At 67.4% G+C, this 22,216-nt stretch carries 24 protein-coding genes; 11 read left to right on the top strand and 13 right to left on the bottom strand.

Annotated features, from left to right (window positions below; genetic code table 11):
- The first annotated feature begins 87 nt into the window (after nucleotides 1–87).
- Nucleotides 88–1,302: a glucose-1-phosphate adenylyltransferase gene (gene glgC, locus IC40_RS0118275; protein ID WP_030136140.1), complete on the top strand. Its 1,215-nt coding sequence runs from the start codon at nucleotides 88–90 to the stop codon at nucleotides 1,300–1,302.
- Nucleotides 1,293–2,498 carry a diguanylate cyclase domain-containing protein gene (locus IC40_RS0118270; RefSeq protein WP_051644376.1) on the top strand — a complete coding sequence of 402 codons (1,206 nt, stop codon included), beginning with the start codon at nucleotides 1,293–1,295 and terminating at the stop codon, nucleotides 2,496–2,498. The genes glgC and IC40_RS0118270 overlap by 10 nt, the downstream gene beginning before the upstream one ends.
- On the opposite strand, the gene IC40_RS0118265 is transcribed toward IC40_RS0118270, so the two are convergent.
- The 7 genes from IC40_RS0118265 to IC40_RS0118235 form a co-directional block, all read right to left on the bottom strand.
- Entirely contained in the window at nucleotides 2,495–2,677 is a 183-nt protein-coding gene (locus IC40_RS0118265) for a hypothetical protein (RefSeq protein WP_030136138.1), read from the bottom strand. The genes IC40_RS0118270 and IC40_RS0118265 overlap by 4 nt on opposite strands.
- A 20-nt stretch (nucleotides 2,678–2,697) precedes the next feature.
- Entirely contained in the window at nucleotides 2,698–3,360 is a 663-nt protein-coding gene (locus IC40_RS0118260; protein ID WP_030136137.1) for a methyltransferase family protein, read from the bottom strand.
- Nucleotides 3,357–4,964 carry an ABC transporter permease gene (locus IC40_RS0118255; RefSeq protein WP_042509893.1) on the bottom strand — a complete coding sequence of 536 codons (1,608 nt, stop codon included), beginning with the start codon at nucleotides 4,962–4,964 and terminating at the stop codon, nucleotides 3,357–3,359. The genes IC40_RS0118260 and IC40_RS0118255 overlap by 4 nt, the downstream gene beginning before the upstream one ends.
- Entirely contained in the window at nucleotides 4,964–5,854 is an 891-nt protein-coding gene (locus IC40_RS0118250) for an ABC transporter ATP-binding protein (protein ID WP_030136135.1), read from the bottom strand. The genes IC40_RS0118255 and IC40_RS0118250 overlap by 1 nt, the downstream gene beginning before the upstream one ends.
- A complete protein-coding gene (locus IC40_RS0118245; RefSeq protein ID WP_030136134.1) occupies nucleotides 5,854–6,513 on the bottom strand; it encodes a TetR/AcrR family transcriptional regulator in 660 nt (219 codons plus the stop codon). The genes IC40_RS0118250 and IC40_RS0118245 overlap by 1 nt, the downstream gene beginning before the upstream one ends.
- Before the next feature lie 101 nt (nucleotides 6,514–6,614).
- A complete protein-coding gene (locus IC40_RS0118240) occupies nucleotides 6,615–7,496 on the bottom strand; it encodes a type IV toxin-antitoxin system AbiEi family antitoxin (protein ID WP_030136133.1) in 882 nt (293 codons plus the stop codon).
- Nucleotides 7,497–7,631: 135 nt separating this feature from the next.
- A complete protein-coding gene (locus IC40_RS0118235) occupies nucleotides 7,632–8,273 on the bottom strand; it encodes an O-methyltransferase (RefSeq protein WP_030136132.1) in 642 nt (213 codons plus the stop codon).
- 175 nt (nucleotides 8,274–8,448) lie between these two features.
- Here IC40_RS0118235 and sigE point away from each other — a divergent pair, with 175 nt between their 5' ends.
- The 4 genes from sigE (at nucleotide 8,449) to tatB (ending at nucleotide 11,669) form a co-directional block, all read left to right on the top strand.
- The gene (sigE, locus tag IC40_RS0118230; protein WP_030136131.1) at nucleotides 8,449–9,219 is read left to right on the top strand and encodes an RNA polymerase sigma factor SigE; all 771 of its coding nucleotides are present in this window, start codon (nucleotides 8,449–8,451) and stop codon (nucleotides 9,217–9,219) included.
- Nucleotides 9,220–9,309: 90 nt separating this feature from the next.
- Nucleotides 9,310–9,705 (top strand): anti-sigma E factor RseA, encoded by a 396-nt coding sequence (rseA, locus tag IC40_RS0118225; RefSeq protein WP_030136130.1) that lies wholly within the window; start codon nucleotides 9,310–9,312, stop codon nucleotides 9,703–9,705.
- 70 nt (nucleotides 9,706–9,775) lie between these two features.
- Nucleotides 9,776–11,266 carry a serine protease HtrA gene (gene htrA, locus IC40_RS0118220; RefSeq protein ID WP_030136129.1) on the top strand — a complete coding sequence of 497 codons (1,491 nt, stop codon included), beginning with the start codon at nucleotides 9,776–9,778 and terminating at the stop codon, nucleotides 11,264–11,266.
- Nucleotide 11,267: 1 nt separating this feature from the next.
- The gene (gene tatB, locus IC40_RS0118215) at nucleotides 11,268–11,669 is read left to right on the top strand and encodes a Sec-independent protein translocase protein TatB (protein WP_030136128.1); all 402 of its coding nucleotides are present in this window, start codon (nucleotides 11,268–11,270) and stop codon (nucleotides 11,667–11,669) included.
- Between the two features lie 8 nt (nucleotides 11,670–11,677).
- On the opposite strand, the gene IC40_RS0118210 is transcribed toward tatB, so the two are convergent.
- The 4 genes from IC40_RS0118210 to IC40_RS0118195 all read right to left on the bottom strand — a co-directional run bounded on the left by IC40_RS0118210 (nucleotide 11,678) and on the right by IC40_RS0118195 (nucleotide 16,200).
- Complete coding sequence (locus IC40_RS0118210) at nucleotides 11,678–12,820, bottom strand: Mrp/NBP35 family ATP-binding protein (protein WP_030136127.1); 1,143 nt, start codon at nucleotides 12,818–12,820, stop codon at nucleotides 11,678–11,680.
- Between the two features lie 74 nt (nucleotides 12,821–12,894).
- Entirely contained in the window at nucleotides 12,895–14,163 is a 1,269-nt protein-coding gene (locus IC40_RS0118205) for a lytic transglycosylase domain-containing protein (protein ID WP_051644375.1), read from the bottom strand.
- 149 nt (nucleotides 14,164–14,312) lie between these two features.
- The gene (locus IC40_RS0118200) at nucleotides 14,313–14,870 is read right to left on the bottom strand and encodes a DUF1003 domain-containing protein (RefSeq protein WP_030136125.1); all 558 of its coding nucleotides are present in this window, start codon (nucleotides 14,868–14,870) and stop codon (nucleotides 14,313–14,315) included.
- A 37-nt stretch (nucleotides 14,871–14,907) separates the two neighbouring features.
- Nucleotides 14,908–16,200 (bottom strand): magnesium transporter MgtE N-terminal domain-containing protein, encoded by a 1,293-nt coding sequence (locus tag IC40_RS0118195; protein WP_030136124.1) that lies wholly within the window; start codon nucleotides 16,198–16,200, stop codon nucleotides 14,908–14,910.
- Nucleotides 16,201–16,225: 25 nt separating this feature from the next.
- On the opposite strand from IC40_RS0118195, the gene IC40_RS0118190 reads away from it, so the two are divergent.
- A complete protein-coding gene (locus IC40_RS0118190; protein ID WP_081843483.1) occupies nucleotides 16,226–17,185 on the top strand; it encodes an HpcH/HpaI aldolase/citrate lyase family protein in 960 nt (319 codons plus the stop codon).
- A gap of 4 nt (nucleotides 17,186–17,189) precedes the next feature.
- Here IC40_RS0118190 and IC40_RS0118185 read toward each other — a convergent pair whose 3' ends face one another.
- Together IC40_RS0118185 and IC40_RS0118180 are read right to left on the bottom strand one after the other, a co-directional pair.
- The gene (locus IC40_RS0118185; RefSeq protein ID WP_030136122.1) at nucleotides 17,190–17,585 is read right to left on the bottom strand and encodes a DUF4190 domain-containing protein; all 396 of its coding nucleotides are present in this window, start codon (nucleotides 17,583–17,585) and stop codon (nucleotides 17,190–17,192) included.
- Nucleotides 17,582–18,334, bottom strand: a complete 753-nt coding sequence (locus tag IC40_RS0118180; RefSeq protein WP_030136121.1) for a DUF4190 domain-containing protein — start codon at nucleotides 18,332–18,334, stop codon at nucleotides 17,582–17,584. Before IC40_RS0118180 ends, IC40_RS0118185 begins: the two co-directional genes overlap by 4 nt.
- Nucleotides 18,335–18,461: 127 nt before the next feature.
- Here IC40_RS0118180 and IC40_RS0118175 point away from each other — a divergent pair, with 127 nt between their 5' ends.
- The 4 genes from IC40_RS0118175 to IC40_RS0118160 all read left to right on the top strand — a co-directional run bounded on the left by IC40_RS0118175 (nucleotide 18,462) and on the right by IC40_RS0118160 (nucleotide 22,213).
- A complete protein-coding gene (locus IC40_RS0118175) occupies nucleotides 18,462–18,962 on the top strand; it encodes a YflT domain-containing protein (protein ID WP_019510461.1) in 501 nt (166 codons plus the stop codon).
- 121 nt (nucleotides 18,963–19,083) lie between these two features.
- Nucleotides 19,084–20,481, top strand: a complete 1,398-nt coding sequence (locus IC40_RS0118170) for an ABC transporter substrate-binding protein (protein ID WP_030136120.1) — start codon at nucleotides 19,084–19,086, stop codon at nucleotides 20,479–20,481.
- The gene (locus tag IC40_RS0118165; RefSeq protein WP_030136119.1) at nucleotides 20,478–21,380 is read left to right on the top strand and encodes a carbohydrate ABC transporter permease; all 903 of its coding nucleotides are present in this window, start codon (nucleotides 20,478–20,480) and stop codon (nucleotides 21,378–21,380) included. The genes IC40_RS0118170 and IC40_RS0118165 overlap by 4 nt, the downstream gene beginning before the upstream one ends.
- The gene (locus tag IC40_RS0118160) at nucleotides 21,377–22,213 is read left to right on the top strand and encodes a carbohydrate ABC transporter permease (protein ID WP_030136118.1); all 837 of its coding nucleotides are present in this window, start codon (nucleotides 21,377–21,379) and stop codon (nucleotides 22,211–22,213) included. The genes IC40_RS0118165 and IC40_RS0118160 overlap by 4 nt, the downstream gene beginning before the upstream one ends.
- Nucleotides 22,214–22,216 lie beyond the last annotated feature (3 nt).

Below are 22,216 nucleotides of genomic sequence, written 5' to 3'. Positions count from 1 at the left end.
TCGTGGCGGCCCCAAACACCTTGACATGCAGCCTGTTGTTCGGGCGATTGGCTAGCCGCACCGCGGTATGCCCGATAGGTTGGGACCATGAGGGAAGCGCCACACGTGCTGGGCATCGTCCTGGCTGGGGGGGAGGGTAAGCGCCTTTACCCGTTGACGGCGGACCGGGCGAAGCCGGCGGTGCCGTTCGGAGGTTCCTACCGGCTCATCGACTTCGTGCTGTCGAATCTGGTGAATGCCCGTTACCTGCGGATCTGTGTTCTGACGCAATACAAGTCGCATTCGCTGGACCGGCACATCTCGCAGAACTGGCGGCTGTCGGGTCTGGCCGGCGAGTACATCACCCCCGTCCCGGCGCAGCAGCGGCTGGGTCCGCGGTGGTACACCGGCTCGGCGGATGCGATCTACCAGTCCATGAACCTGATCTACGACGAGGATCCCGACTACATCGTCATCTTCGGTGCCGATCACGTGTATCGGATGGATCCCGAGCAGATGGTCCAGCACCACATCGAGAGCGGAGCCGGTGCCACCGTGGCCGGTATCCGGGTGCCCCGGTCGGAGGCCTCGGCCTTCGGTTGCATCGATGCCGACGACTCGGGGCGCATCCGCGCCTTCGTCGAGAAGCCCGCCGATCCGCCCGGCACCCCGGATGATCCGGAGCAGACCTTCGTCTCGATGGGCAACTACATCTTCACCACCAAGGTGCTGATCGACGCGATCCGCGCCGATGCCGACGATGACCACTCCGACCATGACATGGGCGGGGACATCATTCCGCGGCTCGTCGCCGACGGGATGGCCTCTGTCTACGACTTCGATGACAACGAGGTTCCCGGCGCCACCGAACGTGACCACGGCTACTGGCGTGACGTCGGCACCCTGGACGCGTTCTACGACGCCCACATGGACCTGGTGTCGGTGCATCCGGTGTTCAACCTGTACAACAAGCGCTGGCCGATCCGCGGCGGCTCGGAGAACCTGGCACCCGCCAAATTCGTCAACGGCGGTTCCGCTCAGGAATCGGTGGTCGGCGCGGGCAGCATCATTTCCGCGGCGTCGGTGCGTAACTCGGTGCTCTCGTCGAACGTGGCCATCGACGACGGTGCCATCGTCGAGGGCAGCGTCCTGATGCCCGGAGTGCGCATCGGCCGCGGCGCGGTCGTACGTCGAGCGATTCTGGACAAGAACGTCGTCGTCGGTCCCGGCGAGATGGTCGGTGTCGACCTCGACAAGGACCGCGAGCGCTTCTCCATCAGTGCCGGTGGCGTGGTGGCCGTCGGCAAGGGTGTGTGGATCTGAGCGACCGCGGCGCGTCGTTCCTCGATACGCTCTGCCGAACGGTCCGGACGGCACTGGATTGCCGGCAGGCGATGGTGCTCGGCGACCGGACCGATATCCCACCGAGCGCGGTGTTCCTCGACGACGCCCGTCGCCAGGGGTTTCCGGTGCCGAGCGCGCTGGGTGAGGCCAGGTTCGTCGCCGCCGTGCCGGTGGTTGTCGATACGACGGTCGACTGCGCGCTCTGGGTCGCCGACCCGCGGCCGCGCACCATCACCGCAGATCTGCGGGACCAGCTCGAGACGTTCGGATCGTTGGCCGCCCAGCACCTTCAGCTGGCGGCCGCCGCGAGCCTGTACCGGCTGGTCGCCGAGAACTCGGCGGACACGCTCATCCGCGGCAGCATGGACGGCATCCGCCGCTACGTCTCACCCTCGATCCGCTCGCTGCTGGGCTACGAGGCCAACGAGTTGGTCGGTCGACGGGCCAGCGACATCACCCACCCCGAAGACGTCGGCGCGTTCGGCCGCAAGATGCTGGCGATGCGAGAGGGCGAGGTCGACAGCTTCACCACCGAGCACCGGATGCGGCACAAGGACGGCAGCTGGGTGTGGATCGAGGCATTCGTCCGCGTCACCCGGGACACCGGCACCGGTGAGCGTGACGGCTACGTGGTGTCGGTGCGCGACACGTCGCGCCGTAAAGAGCTCGAAAAACAATTGGTGCACAACGCCTCCCATGACCCGCTGACCGGCCTGCCGAACCGGGCGCTGCTCTACCAACGTCTCGCCGAACGCATCGCACGCGCCACACCGTTCGCACTGCTTTGTATCGATCTGGACGGGTTCAAGCAGGTCAATGACCAGCTCGGGCACAGCGCTGGCGATATCGTCCTGACCACCGTGGCGAAGCGCCTGGTTGCCGGCGTGCGGACCGGCGATACGGTGGCGCGCCGAGGCGGTGACGAGTTCGTTGTCATCCTGTGTGACGCACCGCTACCCGAATCCGCAATGGCACTGGGACGCAGGCTCATCGACACCGCGTCGGCCCCGATGACGGTCGGCGACTGGACCGGGGCTGTCGGTCTGAGCGTCGGGATCGCCATCGGCGGGGCAGCGGACGACGCAGAGGAACTCCTGCTTGTCGCCGACCGGGCGATGTACGAGGCGAAGGCGGCCGGCCGCAACGGGTGTCGGCTCGCCGCCATCGGTGACTAGTTCGCCGTCCGTGCTGCGCGAGCGGGCTTGTCGTGCCGCGGCACCTCGGGCAGGTCCGTGATCTTGCGGCCACGGCCCGCCACCGTGGCCAGTGAGCGACGGCATTTCGGGCAGATCGGCTTACCGGCGATGTCGACCGTCCACTTCTTGCCGCTGCCCGGACATGCTCTGTCTGCCATGCGGACAACTGTATCGACGCTCACCACACGTGCGGAATCAGCCTGAACCGGACCGTCGCCATGTAATCGCCGTATCCGGCGAGCTCGGTGGTGAGCATCTGCTCCTCGTCACGGATGCGGGCGACGATCACCGGTGCCGCTGCCGCGACGCCCAGCAGACCCCACAGCGAGTCCAGCGCAAGCGGCGTGCCCAGCATCATGATCGCGGCGCCGGTGTACATCGGGTGCCGCACCCTGCCGTAAAGCCCGGTCGAGACCAGCGGTTGATCGGCTTCCACCCGCACGGTCGCCGCGGCGTAGTTGTTCTGTACGACGACCAGTTGCGCGATGCCCAGCCCGACCGCGACCAGGACGTTGCCGCCGATGACAAGCCATACCGGTACCGAGGACCAACCGAACCGGTGATCCAACGCGGACAGCACGAATGTCACGGTCACCAGCACAAGGATCAGCGACATGATGATGCGTTGGGCGGGGCGGGTTTCGGCGGTCGGGCCGGCCTGCATGCGACGGGCCAGTGCCTCCGGGTAGCGCACGGCCAGATAGATGCTCGGCAGTGTGGTCGTGGCCACGAACACCGCGAGAAACACCCAGGCCTGCCAATAGTCGAATGTCCCTGCGGGCCAGAACAGTACGGCGGCGAAGAACAGCAGGCCCGCACACGTCTGTATCGCGAATCTCATGCGGCATCCCTTCGGCGATAGACATAACCGGCGGCCACGGTGAACCCGACCGCCACGACCGTCATGACGGTAAGGGCGAGAGTGGGCACCTCTGTGGGTGCAGTCGTCTGCCCCACCGGGGAGAGATCGACAAGCCATCGGGGCAGCCGCAACAGTGCTCCGAGATACAGCGCCACCACCACGAAACCCACAGCGAGCCAGCCGATCAGCGGTCGCCGCAACGCCGCGGCAAGCGCGGCGATCCCGGCCAAAACCGCCATCGCGGGCAGCTGCGCCAGTGCAGCGCCGGTCAGTCGCCAGACCTCGGCCGGCGCACCGGTCGCGATGCCGGCGCCCAGACCGTTACCCAGTCCGGCGGCTGCCAGTAGGACGGTGGTGCTGACCAGTGTCGCGGCCACCGCGCTGAGCAGCCAGGCCCAGCGCGATACCGATGCCGCCAGGACCGGCTCGGCCAGACCGCGCTGTTCGTCGGTGTGGATGCGCAGCACGGTGGCAACCACGAAGGCGCCTGTGGCGGCGGCCAGGAACTGCGTCATTGTGGTGTAGGCACCGTCGGCGCCGGCGTCGGCCAACATGCGGGCCAGCAGTTCATTGCCGCGGGCCGCGTCGAGCAGCGACCGGGTCATCGATCCGAACGTCAATCCGGCCAGGAACAGTGCGACACCCCAGCCGACGAGTTGACCCCGGTGCAGAAGGAGGTTCAGCACGAACAGATTCGGGATGGTCCTGGCACGGGGACGCTCACCGGTCGAGGTGATGATGCCCGCGTCGTACTGGCGACGGCCCTCGAGTGCCAGCGCCCCGGTGATCAGGGCGGCGGCCAGCACCATCAGCATCGCCAGCGGCCACCAACGCAGTTCGACGAAAGACCTCATCTGCTGAGCCCAGGCGATGGGGGACAGCCAGCTCATTGCGCTGCCCGAATGGTTGATGACGTCACCGACGCCGCGGATCAGGGTGGCGGCCGCCAACCCGCCCATGGCGGCACCGGTGGCGGTCCGCGACTGCCGCCAGAGTTGGGCGGTGACGGCGGCGAGCGAGCCGAAAACCACTGCCGTGACACAGATGCCGAGGCTGAACGCCGCGCTGTCGGCCACTCCGAGGCCGTTGAGGGTCAGCGCGGCGGTCATGGTGAGCGTGAGCACGGCATTGGTGGCGGTGACCAGCAGCAGTGCCGCGACCGTGCGGGCGTGGCGTCCCACCACCGCGGACTGCACCAGTTCGGCGACCCCGTCCTCCTCCTCGGCACGGGTGTGTCGGATCACGGTGAGGATGGCCAGAATCGAGGTCGCGATGATGAGGGTGAGCATCAGCTCGTTGGCGATCATCGCGCCCAGCGCGGTGTGGTCGGTCCCGAACATCGGACCGCTGAGCATGATTCCGGCGGGGGTCTGCATCAACTCGATGCGGGCCAACCGTTGTTCGTGGTCCGGGTAGGTCATGGCCAACGCAGCGGGGGTGTAGGCCGGCAGTGCGGTCAGCAGCACGATCCACACCGTCAGCCGAATCCGATCACGGCGCAGGGCAAGTCGCAGCAGCGTGGTGACACCCGTCAGTGACCCGGTCGCGGTATGGCGGCCGGTGGGCTCGATGACGGCGTCCATCAGCTGGCCGCCTGATACTCACGCATGAACAGGTCTTCCAATGACGCCGCGGCGACCTGCAGCTCGGTGATGCCCAGTCCGGTGAGGTGTGCCATGGCGATGTCCAGGTCGGCGCGATCGACCGAGAAGCTGACCTGCCCGTCGTGCTCGGCGAAGTCGTGGACGAACGGCAGGTCCGCCCACCCGGTGCCCGCGGTACGGGTACGTGCGGTGACCGTCGTGCGCATCAGATGGCGCAGGTCGGCCAGTGAGCCGGAGCGCACCGTTTTTCCGGCTCTGATGATCGTGACGGTGTCACAGAGCTGCTCGACCTCGGCCAGGATGTGGCTGGACAGCAGCACCGCCGCGCCGCGATCGGCGGCTTCTGCCACGCATTGCTGAAAGTTCTTCTCCATCAACGGGTCCAACCCCGAGGTCGGCTCGTCGAGAATATAGAGCTCGGCATCGGCGCAGAACGCGGCGACGATGGCGACCTTCTGCCGGTTGCCCTTGGAGTAGGTGCGCGCCACCTTGTGTGGGTCGAGTTCGAAGCGTTCGATGAGCTCATCGCGGCGCCGGGTGTCGACCGCGCCGTCGCGCAGCCGGGCCAGGAAATCGATCGCCTGTGCGCCGGTGAGGTTGGGCCACAATGTGACATCACCGGGGACATAGGCGATGCGCCGGTGCAGGGCGACGGCATCGCGCCAAGGGTCGCCGCCGAGCAGTCGGACGTGTCCGCCGTCCGCGCGCAACAGGCCGAGCAGCACCCGGATGGTCGTCGATTTCCCTGCGCCGTTCGGGCCGAGGAATCCGGTGACTTCACCCGGCGCCACCGTCAGGTCCAAGCCATCGAGTGCGATGCTGCGGCCGAACCGCTTCGTCAGTCCCTGGATCTGTACTGCATCGGTCATCACTGACTCCCTTCGGAGGGGTGGCTGAACGGGATGCCTTGTCGGCGTTGGGAGATGAAGGCGTCATACATGGTGGAATCGGTCAGCAGGCCGCGGGTGTAGATCTCCAGGGCGGGTAACACCATGTCCTCGGCGTAATCGCGCAGCACCGCGCGGATATCGGTGGGGTTGTCGTGTAACTGGAGGTAGAGCAGGAATCCGCCGCCGCCGAGCATGCCGAGGAATCGTGCCCGTGCCTTGGGGTCGTCACTGGGTTTGATGGTGCCTGCGCGCACCCCGTCGTCGAGGTACTGCTCGGTGTTGTCGAGCATCCGCTGCCAGAACGCCTTGGCCAGGTCGCCGCCGGTCTGCATGCTGCGCACCAGGTAGACCATCAGCGGTGCGTATTCCTCGATCTCGGCCATCTGGGCGAGCCAGGTGGCCGGGTCCGAGGACTGGATGGACTCGGATTTGGCGGTGCGGATGTACTCGGCGATGTAGTCATCGCATGCCTTGCGCAGGCCGTCCTTGGAACCGAAGTGGTGGATCACCAGGCCGGGACTGACGCCGGCCGCGGCGGCGATGGCGCGGACCCCGGTGGTGAACCCGTGCGTGCCGAACTGCTCGATCGCCGCGTCGCGGATGCGGGCCGCGGTGGTCAGGTCCTCGCTTGAACGCATGTTCAATACATTAAACGCCCGTTCAGGCCGTGGTCAAGGTTCGCCCGCGAGCAGACGTAAACCTGCGCATTTCCGGTGTTCAGCGGCAGTTCTACGTCTGCTCAGCCAGCGTGGCGAGCCCGATCGAGATGTCCGAAGATGCGGGCGATCAGCTCTGCCGGATGGCGTCGGACGTCATCGATCACGATCGGCATCGAAGTCCATCCGCACTCCTGCAGCCGTGCCACTTTCATTCGATCGTGCCGGAGTGCGGCTGCACTGACATGCCAGTCCATGCTTTCGTACTCCACCGCCAAATGCGCGGAAGGCCAGGCGAAATCAACGCGCCATAACCTGCCGTGGAGGTCGACGATCTCGAACTGCAGCTCGGGTGCCGGTACGCCACCGTCGTGCAGGATCAACCGAACTTCGCTTTCCAGCGGAGACTCGGAGCGGGCATCGGCCAGCGGAAGCAACTCGCGGACCTGCACGATCCCGCGGCGTCCCCGCTGCTCCTCGAGGGCCGTCGACAGCGCGGTGTGGTCACAGGCACCCGAACGCAGAGCGGCATCCAGCACCCCGAGCGCGCGTTGCCGCCGGACGGTGCGCGCAATCTCGATCGTCGTCCAGCCCGGCGCGGTGAGCAGCCGGCCGGAGACCGAGCGCAGGGGCGCTCCGACCCGCTGGTGAACGGCGAGCTCACGCGTCGGCCGTATGCGTACACCGGGGTCGAGGATGTGCAGGCGGTGGTCGTGATCGGTATCGAAGCCGTATAACTCGGCGGCAGTGTGCAAACAGCCCACGATCCGGGCCTCGGAAGCCAATTCCAGTGCGGCCAGACGCATTCGGGTGTCAGGCGGGGTGAGCGAGTAGACGCCATAGGCCGCGCGAAAGATCAGCCCTTTTCGCAGCCGATTGGCGATGGCGCGGTGTGACGCTGCTTCGAGCAGCTGTCGGGCAGTCGCCAGGCCACCGTGTGCGGCGATGACATCCTCGATGGCCATGGAGTGATGCTGGCCTCGGTGACGCGCCAAACAAAGGCCGGGCTCCGTCGTCCTGTGGATAACACCGCGAGCAGACGTAGAACTGCCGAAAATGCGAGGTTTTCGGCAGTTCTGCGTCTGCTCGCGGGAGAAGGGTCAGTCGCGGGCGGCGGCGAGCAGTCCGTCACCGAGCGGTATGAGCACCGGGGTGAAGCGCTCGTCCTCGGCGATCAGCCTGGCCGCCTCGCGGACCGCGCTGACCTCGGCGTCATTGGCCGACGCATCACCGGCCCGCCCGCCGAGTGCCGCGCGATGCACCACGATCGCCCCACCGGCGCGCAGCAGGCGTACGCCCTCGGCGACGAACTGGGGCTGATCGGCCGGCGCGGCGTCGATGAAGACCAGGTCGTAGGACTCGTCGGCCAGCCGGGTCAGCACCTCTTGGGCGCGGCCGCCGATCAGCCGCGTGCGGGAGGCGCCGACGCCCGCTTCGGTGAACGCCTGCTTGGCAAGGCGCTGGTACTCGGGCTCGACGTCGATGGTGGTCAGCACCCCGTCCTCGCGCATACCGGCCAACAGCCACAACCCGCTGACGCCCGCACCGGTGCCCACCTCGACAACGGCCTTGGCTCCGGTCAACCGCGCCAGCACCGACAGCAGGGCACCGACCGCGGGGGTGACGGCGCCGGCCCCGCTGTCCACGGCGCGCTCGCGGGCCGCGGCGGTGACCGCGTCCTCGGTGATCGACGCCTCCGCGTGCGAGACGATCGACTGGGCGGCGTCGTCGGTGCTGGCCATGCCCGCAGCGTAGAGCAGCGGTGCTCAGACTCCTGCCGACACGCCCGCCCCCGATGCGCAGATCACATCGAAAATGTGCCCGTTTTGCCTGGTTGCGCCGGGGGTATCTGCTTTCTCAGGAATTGTTCAGTTTGCTCATATGCCTGGCACACCCCGGCGGGAGAACGTACTACGCATGGAACACGGCGACAGCTTGCGACTTCGGAATACGGCCGACACCGGCCACGTTTCCCCTAGCAACGAGCAGACGTCCGCCTGCCATCTCGATTTGGAGGATCCGATCACCGCTTCAACCAGCACCACGAGCAGCCCGGCTGCCAGCCCCGTCACGATGCCCCATCTGGAGCAGTTCACCGACGGCGACTGGGTCGAGCCCTCCGACGAGCTGACCGGCACCGCGGTGTTCGACGCCACCGGCGACAAGGCGGCCATGCCGTCCTGGGATGAGCTGGTGCGCCAACACGCCGACCGCGTCTACCGGCTGGCCTACCGCCTTTCCGGCAACCAGCAGGACGCCGAGGACCTGACCCAGGAGACCTTCATCAGGGTCTTCCGCTCGGTGCACAACTATCAGGCCGGCACGTTCGAAGGTTGGTTGCACCGCATCACCACCAACTTGTTCCTCGACATGGTCCGGCGCCGCACCCGCATCCGCATGGAGGCGCTGCCCGAGGACTATGACCGGGTGCCCGCCGAGGATCCGAACCCCGAGCAGATCTACCACGATTCGCGACTGGGCCCGGATTTGCAGGCAGCGCTGGACTCACTGCCGCCGGAGTTCCGTGCCGCCGTCGTGCTCTGCGATATCGAGGGTCTGTCGTACGAGGAGATCGGTGCCACCCTCGGGGTGAAGCTCGGCACCGTCCGCAGCCGTATCCACCGTGGCCGACAGGCTCTCCGTGAGCATCTGGCCAAGAACTCCGACCAGCTGAGCGCATCGGCCTGAGCTGTCGTAGGTGTGCGCCGCGGCGTGCCGCGCTACATTCAGATGAGTGTTGTCGGTGTGACGACGCGGCGATCCGGAAGGAGCGGGGCGATGGCCGATCCCGGAGATGTGTTCCGTCGCGCGTTCTCCTGGCTGCCCACCCAGTTCGCGTCGCAGAGCAGCGCCCCGGTCGGCCCGCGCCGGTTCGGCTCCACCGAGCATCTCTCGCCCGAGGCCATTGCCGCCTTCGTCGACGGGGAACTGCGGATGACGGCCCATCTGCGCGCCGGTCATCACCTCTCGCTGTGCCCGATGTGCGCCGACGAGGTCGAAGCCCAGCGCCAGGCTCGTACCGCATTACGCGATTCCTGCCATATCGCGATGCCCAGCTCGCTGCTCGGCCTGTTGTCCCAAATCCCGGACCGGGATGCACCGGAGCAGCCGTCCCATGACGACCCCCAGCGCGTCGCAGACGGCGTCGCCAGGGCGCGCCGTAAGCGCCGGTAGGGTTGCAATCGAGACCAGTAGTCGCGCGTCCCATCTCGGATGCGTGCTGTGACCGGGGAGTGATGTACGGGTGAGCAACAAGGACGAATCGGGTAACAACCCTCGGTTGGCCCCGCGCCCGGTGTCGCGTCCGCCGGTGGATCCGGCCTCGCAACGTGCCTTCGGTCGCCCCGCCGGTGTGTCCGGCTCGTTCCTCGGTGCGGACAAGCACATCGATCAGGGGGAGTACACCCCCAAGAGCCTGAACCCCGATCCGGTGCTGGCAGAGGCCTTCGGCCGGCCGTATTCCGGCGGCGAGTCGCTGCAACGCCATCCCGCCGACGCCGGTGCGTTGGAGGCCGAGAACCTCTCCGATGAGGACGACACCCCCGACCCGTGGCGGGACCCGGCCGCGGCCGCGGCCCTCGGTGCACCGGCCGTGGTGGCTTCCGCACCCGTGGTGGTGCAGGCACCCCAGGGCAAGCTCGGAGTGCGCGACGTTCTCTTCGGTCGCAAGGTCTCGGTCGTCGCGCTGGTGATCCTGGCGTTGATCGCCCTGCTGATCGGCGCGCTGGGCGGTCTGGTCGGCAACAAGACCGCCGAGGTGGTCGAGGCCTTCACCACCTCCAAGGTCACCCTGGAGACCAGCGACCTGCCCGCAGAACCGGCGGGCCGACTCGCCGAGGTGGCTGCCGCGGTGGCCGATTCGGTGGTCACCATCGAGGCCACCAGCGATCAGTCGGGATCGCAGGGATCCGGTGTGGTGGTCGACGGCCGCGGTTACATCGTGACCAACAACCACGTCATCTCCGAGGCCGCCAAGAACCCGGCCAAGTTCAAGATGTTCGTCGTGTTCAACGACGGCAAGTCGGTGCCGGCCAACCTCGTCGGCCGGGATCCCAAGACCGACCTCGCGGTGCTCAAGGTCGACAACGTCGACAACCTGACCGTGGCCAGGCTCGGTGACTCAGAGAAGCTCCAGGTCGGCGAGGAAGTCATCGCCGCCGGTGCGCCGCTGGGCCTGCGCAGCACCGTCACCAGCGGCATCATCAGCGCTTTGCACCGGCCGCTGCCGCTGTCCGGCGACGGTTCGGACACCGATACCGTGATCGACGGCGTGCAGACCGACGCCTCGATCAACCACGGCAACTCCGGTGGCCCGCTGATCAATATGAACGCCGAGGTCATCGGCATCAACACGGCAGGAAAGTCGTTGTCCGACAGCGCCAGTGGCCTGGGCTTCGCCATTCCGGTCAACGAGGTCAAGGATGTCGTGCAGAAGCTGATCGAGGCGGGCAAGATCGAGCACCCGTCGCTGGGCCTGACGGCGCGTTCGGTCAGCAACGACCTGGCCTCCGGAGCCCAGATCGCCAACGTCAAGGCCGGCGGACCTGCCGAGCGGGCGGGCATCCTGGAGAATGATGTGGTGATCAAGATCGGCAACCGGAAGGTGGCCGACGCCGATGAGTTCGTCGTCGCGGTCCGTCAGCTGAAGATCGGCGAACCCGCCCCCGTCGAGGTGCTGCGTGACGGGCGTCCGGTCACGTTGACCGTCACGCCGATCGGCGACGGCACGGCCTGAGATGTTCGCCAATGTCGGCTGGGGCGAGATGCTCATCCTGGTGGTGGCCGGTCTGGTCATCCTCGGCCCGGAACGGTTGCCCGGAGCGATCCGGTGGACCTCCAACGCGGTGCGCCAGGCCCGTGAATACCTCAGTGGCGCCACCAACCAACTGCGCGAGGACCTCGGCCCCGAGTTCGACGACCTGCGTCAACCGTTGAGCGAGTTGCAGAAGCTTCGCGGTATGACGCCGCGGGCCGCGCTGACAAAGCATCTGCTCGATGGTGACGACTCGTTCCTGACCGGCAATTTCGACAAGCCGGTCAAGCCGGTATCTCCCGACGCGCCCACGCCGGCCGTCCCGGAGACCCCGCCGACGCCGCGCGAACCCGGACCCACCAGGTTCGACGCGGACGCAACCTGAGTTTCGGGCTAGCGTCCGGCCGGGTCCAGCCCCAGCGACATACCTGCCAGTCCGCGCTTGCGCGCACCGAGCGCGTCGGCGACCTTGCGCAGTTCCCTGCCTGCCGGCGAATCGGGGGCCGACAACACCAGCGGCACCCCGGTATCACCTGCGGACACCAGCTCGGGTTCCAGCGGCACCTGCCCCAGCAGCGGGACCTCGGCACCGACCGAGCGGGTGAGTGACTCGGCGACCTGCCGGCCGCCGCCCTCACCGAACACCTGCATGACGGTGCCGTCCGGCAGTGTCAGGCCGGCCATGTTCTCGACCACGCCGACGATGCGTTGGCGGGTCTGAAGGGCGATGGCACCGGCACGTTCGGCGACCTCGGCGGCCGCGGACTGCGGGGTGGTGACGACCAGGATCTCCGCGCCGGGGATCAGCTGGGACACCGAGATCGCGATGTCACCGGTGCCGGGCGGCAGATCGAGCAGTAGGACGTCCAGATCGCCCCAGTAGACATCGGCGAGGAACTGTTGCAGTGCCCGGTGCAGCATCGGGCCGCGCCACACCACCGGCGTGTTGCCCTGGGTGAACATCGCGATCGAGATGACCTTCACGTCATGGGCGATCGGCGGCAGGATCATCGAGTCGACCTGGGTGGGTCGATCGACGATGCCCATCATCCGTGGCACCGAATGGCCGTAGATATCGGCGTCGAGGACACCGACCTGCAGCCCGCGTGCGGCGAGCGCGGCGGCCAGGTTCACCGTGACGCTGGACTTGCCGACACCGCCCTTGCCGGAGGCGACGGCGTAGACCCGGGTCAGCGAGTTCGGCTGGGCGAACGGGATGACCGGCTCGCGAGAATCGCCGCGGAGCAGCTTGCGTAACTCGGCGCGCTGTTCGTCGTTCATCACGTCGAGGGCGACGGTGACCGTGCCGGTACCGGGCACATCGGCCACCGCGGCGGTGACCTTGTCCACGATTTCGGTCTTCTTCGGGCAGGCCGAGGTGGTCAGATAGATCTCGACGGCGACGGAGTGGTCGTCGGCGATGCTGACGCTCTTGACCATGCCGACCTCGGTGATCGGACGGCGCAGTTCGGGGTCGACGACCTTGCTCAGCGCGGCGCGCACCGCGGCTTCCAGGTCGGTATGTGTCGAGGACATTGCCACCGAGTCTAGGCCGCTGTCGTCGACCATCGGACCGCCGGGCCGAGTCGTCGGTCGGTTACGACGGTGGCTCAGGCTGCGGGACCGGGCGCGGGGCCCGGAGCCGGACCCAGCGCTGCCGGGAGCACCGGCGCGACGGGGGCAGGCGCCGGCGGTGGCGCGAACGGGTTGAACGGCGCGGGCGGCGCGACCGGCGGCGGCGCGAACGGATTGACCGGAGCGGCCGGCGGGGGCGGGGCGAACGGGTTGAACGGTGCCGCCGGCGGGGGCGGGGCGAACGGGTTGAACGGCGCCGCCGGGGCGGGCTTGTTCTCCCCGATGCAGAAGACCGCGCAATTCGGCACGGCCGCAGGCTGATCCGGCCCTGGCGGCACGGGCAACCGGTCGGCGACGTTGGACCGTCCCAGATCGAAGAACGGCATCACGGCCATCGGATCGGTCGACGGCAATCCCAGCGCATTGAGCGGCAGGCCCGGTCCGAGCCCCTCGGCGTTGGTTGCCAGGTGGACGTTCGCGTCACGCAACTGTGGCACCGAGCCGGTGATCGGCGGCAGATCCACCGGCACCACCCCGGTGGCGTAGGCCGCCGCCCAACCCAGCACGTTGCGGGCATAGGCCACGGAGTTGTTGTAACGCAGGATCGCCGTCATCACCTGGCTCTGATCACGCATGTTCAGTCCGCCGCTGCACAGGTAGCGGGCCGCGGCCAGGGTGGCGTCGAAGAGATTCTGCACCTCGGCCTTGCCGTCACCGTTGCCGTCGGAGGCGTACCGCGACCAGGTGCCCGGCAGGAACTGCATCGGGCCCATCGCCTGGGCATAGGTGATCCGGTCGTTGTTGCGGCTCTGCACGATGACCTCGTTGCCGGGCAGTGAGCCGTCCAACGCCGGGCCGAGGATGGGCCGCACCGCGGTGCCGTTGATGTCGGTGGCGCCGTTGCTGGCGTGCATGGACTCGATGCGGCCGATCCCGGCCAGTAGATTCCAGCTCATCCCGCAGTTCGGTGCGGCAGTGGCCATCATGCGTTCGGCGTTGCGGTAGGCGTTGAGGGCGACCGTCGGGATCCGCAGGCTTCCCGGCGAGCTGACCACCGCGGCGGGCGGGGGAGCGGTCAGCGCGGTGCCCGCGGTCTGGAACGGCCGCGGCGCCCGGTAGACGGGAACCACGACAGCGCCGGCACTTTCGTCCGGGGTGGGCACCACCGCGGCCAGCGGCGTGACGGTGGCTTCCAGCACGGGTTTCACCGATGGCCCTGACGCGCCGACGCCGAGCGTCAGCACCAGCGGGGCGAGCACGGCGACACCCAACAACCCGCGTGAGCTGGGAGCCGAATCGGCCACGGACCGGAGCGCCTGATCAGTGCGGCGCCGCGCCGCTGCGAGGGCGGCGCTTCCCCGTTTTGCCACTCAACCGTCCTAAATCCGTTACCCGACCGTTGTGAACCAGGTCACCATACCCATTGCGAGGTCGGCGTGGTGGGCCAATGGGTTCACTGATCCTGTTCGGATTCGTCGGAACCGTCGGCTTCGGCGTGGTCGGCCAGCGCCCGTTTGCCCTTGTTCTTCTTCGGTTTGGGCGGCACCAGTTCGACCAGCATGTCGCGCAGGTCCTCCAACTCGCGGCGCATGTAGTCGCGGGTGACCACCTCGCCGACGGCAAGCCGCAGCGCCGCCAGCTCCCGGGCCAGGTACTCGGTATCGGCCTTGGTCTGCTCGGCACGGCGGCGGTCTTCCTCCAACGACACCCGGTCCCGGTTCTCCTGTCGGTTCTGGGCCAGCAGGATCAGCGGTGCGGCGTAGGCCGCCTGGGTGGAGAAGGCCAGGTTGAGCAGGATGAACGGATACGGATCCCACTGCCAGGCAAAAGCGCCGACGTTCAACAGGATCCAGACGATCACCACGATGGTCTGGATGGCCAGATAGCGACCGGTGCCCAGGAATCGCGCGATGCTCTCGCTGACGCGCCCCACCGCCTCGACATCGAAGCGGGGGCGAAGTGAGCGTGATCGGCGTGGGGTGTCGAGGCGCTGGCGTGCGGAGTCGCTCATCCGGCGGCCTTCCCGGACGGGGCGGTGTCGGCCCGGCTCATGTCGCGGAGTCCGTCATGATCACCGGTTCGCCCTCGTGCTCGCGCCAGTCATCGGGCAGCAGGTGGTCCAGCACGTCGTCGACCGACACCGCACCCAATAGATGGTTCTCCTCGTCCACCACCGGCCCGCACACCAGGTTGTAGGCGGCGAAGTACCGGGTCAGTGCGCCGAGCGGCTCGTCGGGGCGCAGGCTCGGCAGATCGGTGTCGACGATGCCGCTGACCAGAGCCGCGGGCGGTTCGCGCAGTAACCGCTGCAGGTGGACACAACCCAGATAGCGGCCGGTCGGCGTGGCCGTCGGCGGACGCACCACGAACACCAGGGAGGCAAGCGCCGGCGTGAGATCCGGATCGCGGACCCGGGCCAGCGCCTCGGCGACGGTGGTATCGGGTGCCAACACCACCGGCTCGGAGGTCATCAGACCACCGGCGGTGTTCGGCGAGTGGCTGAGCAGACGTCGGACGTCCTCGGAATCCTCGGGATCCATCCGGCGCAGGAACTGTTCGGCGTCGGCGGGGGCCATCGACCCCAACAGGTCGGCGGCGTCATCGGGATCCATCGCCTCCAGAACGTCGGCGGCGCGGTCGGTCTTGAGCTGTCGCAGCACGGTGGCCTGCTCGTCTTCGGGCAATTCCTGGAGCACATCGGCCAGTCGCTCGTCATCGAGTGCGTTGACGACTTCGAACCGCCGTTTGGCCGGCAGATCCCGGATCGCGTCGGCGACCTGGACCGGGCGTTGACCCTGGAACTGTTCGAGCAGCTGCGCGACACCCTGATCCGGCATCGCCAGACCGGATGGCGTCAGACCGTGCACGTGCTTCCAGTCCACCGAATAGACATTGCTCCGTCGGCCGAGCCGGCGTTGCGGGCGGACGGCCACCTTGGTGACCATCCAGTCCCTGGTGCGGGTCTGCTCGATGCCCAGATCGACGACGACGACGTCCATACCGGCCAACTGCTCCAGGTCGGGATCGTCGACCCGGACGCGGGTTTCCAGCACCTGGCCCAGCGCCAGCACCTCACCGGGCCGCTGGGAGAATCTGCGCAGTGAGACGTTTCCGGTGGACAGCGTCACGGTGCCCGGTTCGATCGCGGTGACGCGCAAGATCGGCACGAAAATCCTTTTGCGGGTGAGCAATTCGACGACAAGGCCGAGAACGCGCGGCTGCTGACGGACGATGCTGATGCTCACCACGATGTCGCGGACCCGCCCGACGGATTCGCCGTCCGGGCCCAGCACGACCATGCCCGCAAGGCGGGCCGCATACACCCGGGTGACCGCAACCATGGGACAAAGCGTAGAGACTTGAGCCGTGGACAACCTGTATCGCCCCCGCCGAACCTGCCTGTCCGTTCCGGGTAGCAGCGACAAAATGATCGAGAAGGCCAAGACGCTCGCCGCCGACCAGGTGTTTCTGGACCTGGAGGATGCGGTCGCGGCCGACGCCAAGGCCGCGGCGCGCTCGCGGGTGGCCGCCGCGCTGGCCGAGCCCGGTTGGTCGGATCAGGCGCTGCGCGGGGTGCGGGTCAACGACTGGACCACGCCGTGGACGCATGCCGATGTGATCGAGGTCGTCGCCGGTGCGGGCGCGCAGCTCGATCTCATCGTGCTGCCCAAGGTCTCCGACGCCACCCACGTCCATGCCCTGGATCTGCTGCTGACTCAGCTGGAGCGGACGCATGACCTGCCCGTCGGACGCATCGGTATCGAACCGCAGATCGAGGACGCCAAGGGCTTGGTCAACATCAACGCGATCGCCGCCGCACCGCGGGTGCAGGCCCTGGTGCTGGGCCCCGGTGACATGGCGGCCAGCCTGAACATGCGGACCCTCGAGGTCGGTGGGCAGCCCGACGGTTACGACATCGGCGATGCGCACCACCATGTGCTGATGACGATCCTGGTGGCCGCCCGCGCGCACGGCATCAACGCCATCGACGGCCCGTACGTGAAGGTGCGCGATGTCGAGGGCTTCCGTCGCGTCGCGGGTCGGTCCGCTGCCCTGGGCTACGACGGTAAATGGGTGCTGCATCCCGATCAGATCACCGCGGGCAACGAATTGTTCAGCCCACGCCAGGCCGATTACGACCGTGCCGAGCTGATCCTGGAGGCCTACGCGTGGCACACCTCGCGAGCCGGCGGTGCGCGCGGGGCGGTGATGCTGGACGACGAGATGATCGACGAGGCCAGCCGAAAAATGGCGTTGGTGGTGGCGGGCAAGGGCCGCGCGGCGGGGATGGCCCGCACCGGGGAGCCTTACCGGCCGCCCGCTTAGCGCCTCAAACGAGGGTCATGCTGCTGGCCATGAGTCCGATCCACAACAGCACCCCGAGCGTCATGACGATGGTCGCCAGCGCACCGACGATCGTCGCGGCCAGCGCCAGCCCGTAACCGTCCTGACCGGTCCGCTTGGTCTGGCGCATGGCGATCACGCCGAGGATCAGCCCGGCCACCGACGGCAGTCCGCAGAAGACCAACCCGGCCAGTGCGCTGACCAGTGCGGCGATCGCCGTGCCGTTGGTGCCCGGCGGGCGGTAGGGCGGGTAGCCGGCATACGGCGGATAGCCCGGGTAGGGCGGATATGGCGCCGCGGGACCGGGCGGGTAGGCCTGCGAGGGCAGCGGCGGCGGAAGGCTCGGATCGTCGGGAGGACCGTACGGATGGCCGCCGGTCATGGCGAGACGCTGGCGAGCGCGCCGATGAAGATGCCCAGCGCTATCCCGGCGGCCAGCACCAGCCCGCCCAGGACGATGCCGGAGATGGCGAGCTCCTTGCCGCGCTGTCCGGTTTTCTTGATCTGGTTCAGTGCGACGATCCCCAGGACGATGCCGGCGATGGTGGCGGGAATCCCCATGATGAAGCAGAGGAAGAACAGCGGGACGGCCAGCCCGGAACAGACAAGGGAGGCGACCGCCATGCTGTTCTGCGGGACCGGCGCGCCGTAGGGCGCCGGATAGCCGGCGGGATAGCCGCCGTGGCCGCCATAGGGTGGCGGTCCGCCGAACTGGGCCTGCGGCATGGGTGGTGGGCCGAACCCCGGCGGTGGGCCGGGATAGCTGCCGGGAACGGGGCCCGGGTAGGACGCCGTGGTGTCGAACCCGGTCGGCGAGGGATACGGCGCGCCGAGGTCCTGTGGGGCGCCGTACCCGGGTGGCGGAGGCGGATATCCGGTGGCCGAGTAGTCGGGGGTTGCGTATCCGGGTGCGTAACCCTGCTGCGGATGACCCGGCGGTTGGGCGGCAGGGGGCGGCTGGTTGTACCCGTATGCGGGCGGCGGGGTGTAGTCCGGGTAGTCCGTGGTCCCGGCGGAGCGCTCGATGGGGGGCGCCTCGTATCCGGAGCCCGACGGCGACGCGGTCGACTCGGGCGGCGCACCCTGCTCCGTGGGCGACGTGGCGGCTGCGTCCTCTCCCGGATTGGTCATTCCCCAAACGTAGCGTACGTGCTGGTGGTGGTGTTGATTCGCCGATCGTGACGCGGGTACCCATGATGGCGCGCAGCGGCATAGGGTTGTTCGCATACCGGCTTGTCTACGTGAGGAGAGCAGAGTCATGACGGGTCCCCTTCGACCAGGCCAAGACCCGGGTGCTCGCGGGCCCGCCGCGCTGCCGACACCGCCCAAGGGTTGGCCCATCGGGTCCTACCCGACCTACGCCGAGGCCCAGCGCGCGGTGGATTACCTCTCCGACCAACAGTTTCCGGTGGAGCAGGTGACCATCGTCGGGGTCGACCTGATGCAGGTCGAGCGTGTCACCGGTCGGCTGTCCTGGCCGAAGGTGCTCGGCGGTGGTGTGCTGTCCGGGGCGTGGCTGGGGTTGTTCATCGGTCTGATCCTCGGCTTCTTCAGCCCCAGTCCGTGGGGTGCGCTGGCCACGGGTCTTATCGCCGGTGTGTTCTTCGGTCTGATCACCTCGGCCATTCCGTACGCAATGGCGCGCGGCACAAGGGATTTCAGCTCGACACTGCAGCTCGTCGCCGGCCGTTATGACGTGCTGTGCGACCCGCGTAGTGCCGAGCAGGGGCGGGATCTGCTGGCACGCTTGACGATCTGATGGGCCGACGCGCCCGGCAAGTGGTTGCATAGTACGCGTCTGTGGCTCTACGTTGGCCCCGCGGAGGTTTCTCCTGCAGGTCGCCAACGGCGGCGACATCGGACGCAAACGGAGGCCGGTAGTGCGCACACGACGGCTTTGTGCGGCGGTGATGGCTGCATTGACGGCCGGGTCGGTCATGACGGCGTGTGGTTCCGCCGAGGACGGCATCGTCATCAGCTATTACACCCCCGCCAATGAGATGGCAACGTTCACCGCGGTTGCACAGAAATGCAATGAGCAACTCGGCGGGAGATTCACCATCAGGCAGGTGTCCTTGCCCAAGGGTGCCGACGATCAGCGCCTGCAGTTGGCCCGCCGCCTCACCGGCAACGACAAATCGCTGGATGTGATGGCACTCGACGTGGTGTGGACCGCGGAGTTCGCCGAAGCCGGTTGGGCACTTCCCCTCTCGGACGATCCGGCCGGGCAGGCCGAGGCCGACGCGACCGAGAACACGTTGCCCGGGCCGTTGGAGACCGCCAAGTGGCAGGACAAGCTGTACGCCGCGCCCATCACCACCAACACCCAATTGCTCTGGTACCGAGCCGATCTGATGCCGGCCCCACCGGCGACCTGGGATCAGATGGTGGCCGAGGCCAAGCGGCAGTACGCCGCGGGCGGGCCCAGTTGGATCGCCGTGCAGGCCAAGCAGTACGAGGGTCTGGTCGTGTGGTTCAACACGCTGCTGGAAAGCGCCGGGGGACAGGTGCTCTCCGATGACGGTCAGACCGTCACCCTGACCGATACCCCGGAGCATCGCGCGGCGACGGTGAAGGCGCTGCAGACCATCAAGGATGTTGCCACCGCCCCGGGTGCGGATCCTTCGATCACCCAGACCGATGAGGGCACCGCGCGGCTCGCACTCGAACAGGGCAAAGCTGCGCTCGAGGTCAACTGGCCGTTCGTGTTGCCGTCCATGCTGGAGAACGCTGTCAAGGGCGGCGTGCCCTTCCTGCCGCTGAACGAGGAACCGGCGCTGACCAGTGCCATCAACGATGCGGGCAGCTTCTCACCATCGGACGAACAGTTCAACGTCGCCTACGACGCGAGCAAGAAGGTTTTCGGGTTCGCCCCGTTCCCCGGCATGGTCGACGGTGAGCAGGCCAAGGTCACCCTCGGCGGGCTGAATCTGGCCGTCGGCAAGAACACCCAGCACAAGGCGGAGGCCTTCGAGGCCATCCGGTGCCTGCGCAATGTCGACAACCAGCGCTACACCTCGGTGGAGGGCGGGCTGCCCGCGGTGCGGGCCTCGCTCTACGACGACCCGGCTTTCCAACAGAAGTACCCGCAGTACGAGATCATCCGGCAACAGCTGACCAACGCAGCGGTGCGTCCGGCGACGCCGGTCTACCAGGCGCTGTCGACCCGGATATCGGCAACGCTGGCCCCGATCACCGATATCGATCCGGAGCGGACCGCCGACGAGCTGACCGAACAGGTGCAGAAGGCGATCGACGGGAAGGGGCTCATTCCGTGAGCGCGAAGACGGGCACGGATGACCTCGCCGCGCAGCGACGACTCGCGTTCTGGTTGATCAGCCCCGCGGTGTTGCTGATGCTGGCTGTCACCGCATACCCGATCGGCTATGCGGTCTGGCTCAGCCTGCAGCGCTACAACCTGGCCGCGCCCGATGATGTCGAGTTCATCGGCCTCGGCAACTACCAGACCATCCTCACCGACCGGTACTGGTGGACGGCCTTCGTGGTGACGGTCGGTATCACCATCGTCTCGGTGGCCATCGAGTTCGTGCTCGGCATGGCACTCGCACTGGTCATGCACCGCACCATCTTCGGCAAGGGCACGGTGCGCACCGCGATCCTGGTGCCCTACGGCATCGTCACGGTCGCGGCGTCCTACAGCTGGTACTACGCATGGACGCCGGGGACGGGGTATCTGGCCAATCTACTGCCCGACGGCAGCGCGCCGCTGACCGAACAGCTCCCCTCGCTGGCCATCGTCGTGCTGGCGGAGGTCTGGAAGACGACGCCGTTCATGGCGTTGCTGTTGCTGGCCGGGTTGGCCCAGGTGCCCCAGGACTTGCTGAATGCGGCCCAGATGGACGGCGCCGGGCCGTGGAAGCGGCTGACGAAGGTGATCCTTCCGCTGATCAAACCGGCAATCCTGGTCGCCCTTTTGTTCCGCACCCTGGACGCGTTCCGCATCTTCGACAACATCTACGTGCTCACCGGTGGCGCCAATGACACCGGGTCGGTGTCGATCCTGGGCTACAACAACCTTTTCAAGGCATTCAACCTCGGGTTGGGCTCGGCGATCAGCGTGCTGATATTCCTGTGCGTCGCGATCATCGCGTTCATCTTCATCAAGATCTTCGGAGCCGCGGCGCCGGGTAGCGACGAGGAAGGGGCGCGCCGATGAGCGAGCAGGTGAATGCCCGCCGCGCGACCGGTTGGGCGATCGTCAACGTCATCGTCGTCCTGTACGCACTGATCCCGGTGCTGTGGATCCTGTCGCTGTCGCTCAAGCCGACATCGTCGGTCAAGGACGGCAAGTTCATCCCCGAGCAGATCACCTTCGACAACTACAAGGCGATCTTCCAGGGCAACATCTTCACCTCGGCATTGGTCAACTCGATCGGCATCGGGCTGATCACCACACTGATCGCGGTCACCATCGGTGGGATGGCCGCCTACGCGATCGCCCGGCTGGCCTTCCCCGGTAAGAAGCTGCTCGTCGGGGTGGCGTTGCTGATCGCGATGTTCCCGCAGATCTCGCTGGTGACACCGATTTTCAACATCGAGCGCGCCCTCGGGCTGTTCGACACCTGGCCCGGCCTGATCATTCCCTACATCACCTTCGCGCTGCCGCTGGCGATCTACACCATGAGTGCCTTCTTCAAGGAGATCCCATGGGATCTGGAGAAGGCGGCCAAGATGGACGGCGCCACACCGGGCCAGGCGTTCCGCAAGGTGATCGCGCCGCTGGCCGCGCCGGGCATCGTCACCGCGGCCATCCTGGTGTTCATCTTCGCCTGGAACGATCTGCTGCTGGCGCTGTCGTTGACGGCGACCGAGCGGGCCATCACCGCTCCGGTGGCGATCGCCACCTTCACCGGCAGCTCGCAGTTCGAGGAGCCCACCGGCTCCATCGCGGCGGGCGCGATGGTCATCACCATCCCGATCATCATCTTTGTTCTCATCTTTCAGCGACGGATCGTGGCCGGGTTGACCTCCGGCGCGGTGAAGGGGTAAGTC

Source organism: Mycolicibacterium neoaurum ATCC 25795, assembly GCF_000691525.1.
Classification (GTDB): Bacteria; Actinomycetota; Actinomycetes; order Mycobacteriales; family Mycobacteriaceae; genus Mycobacterium; species Mycobacterium neoaurum.
The sequence above is the reverse complement of the archived record's forward strand: the minus strand, read 5'-3'. Positions and strand labels throughout refer to the sequence as shown.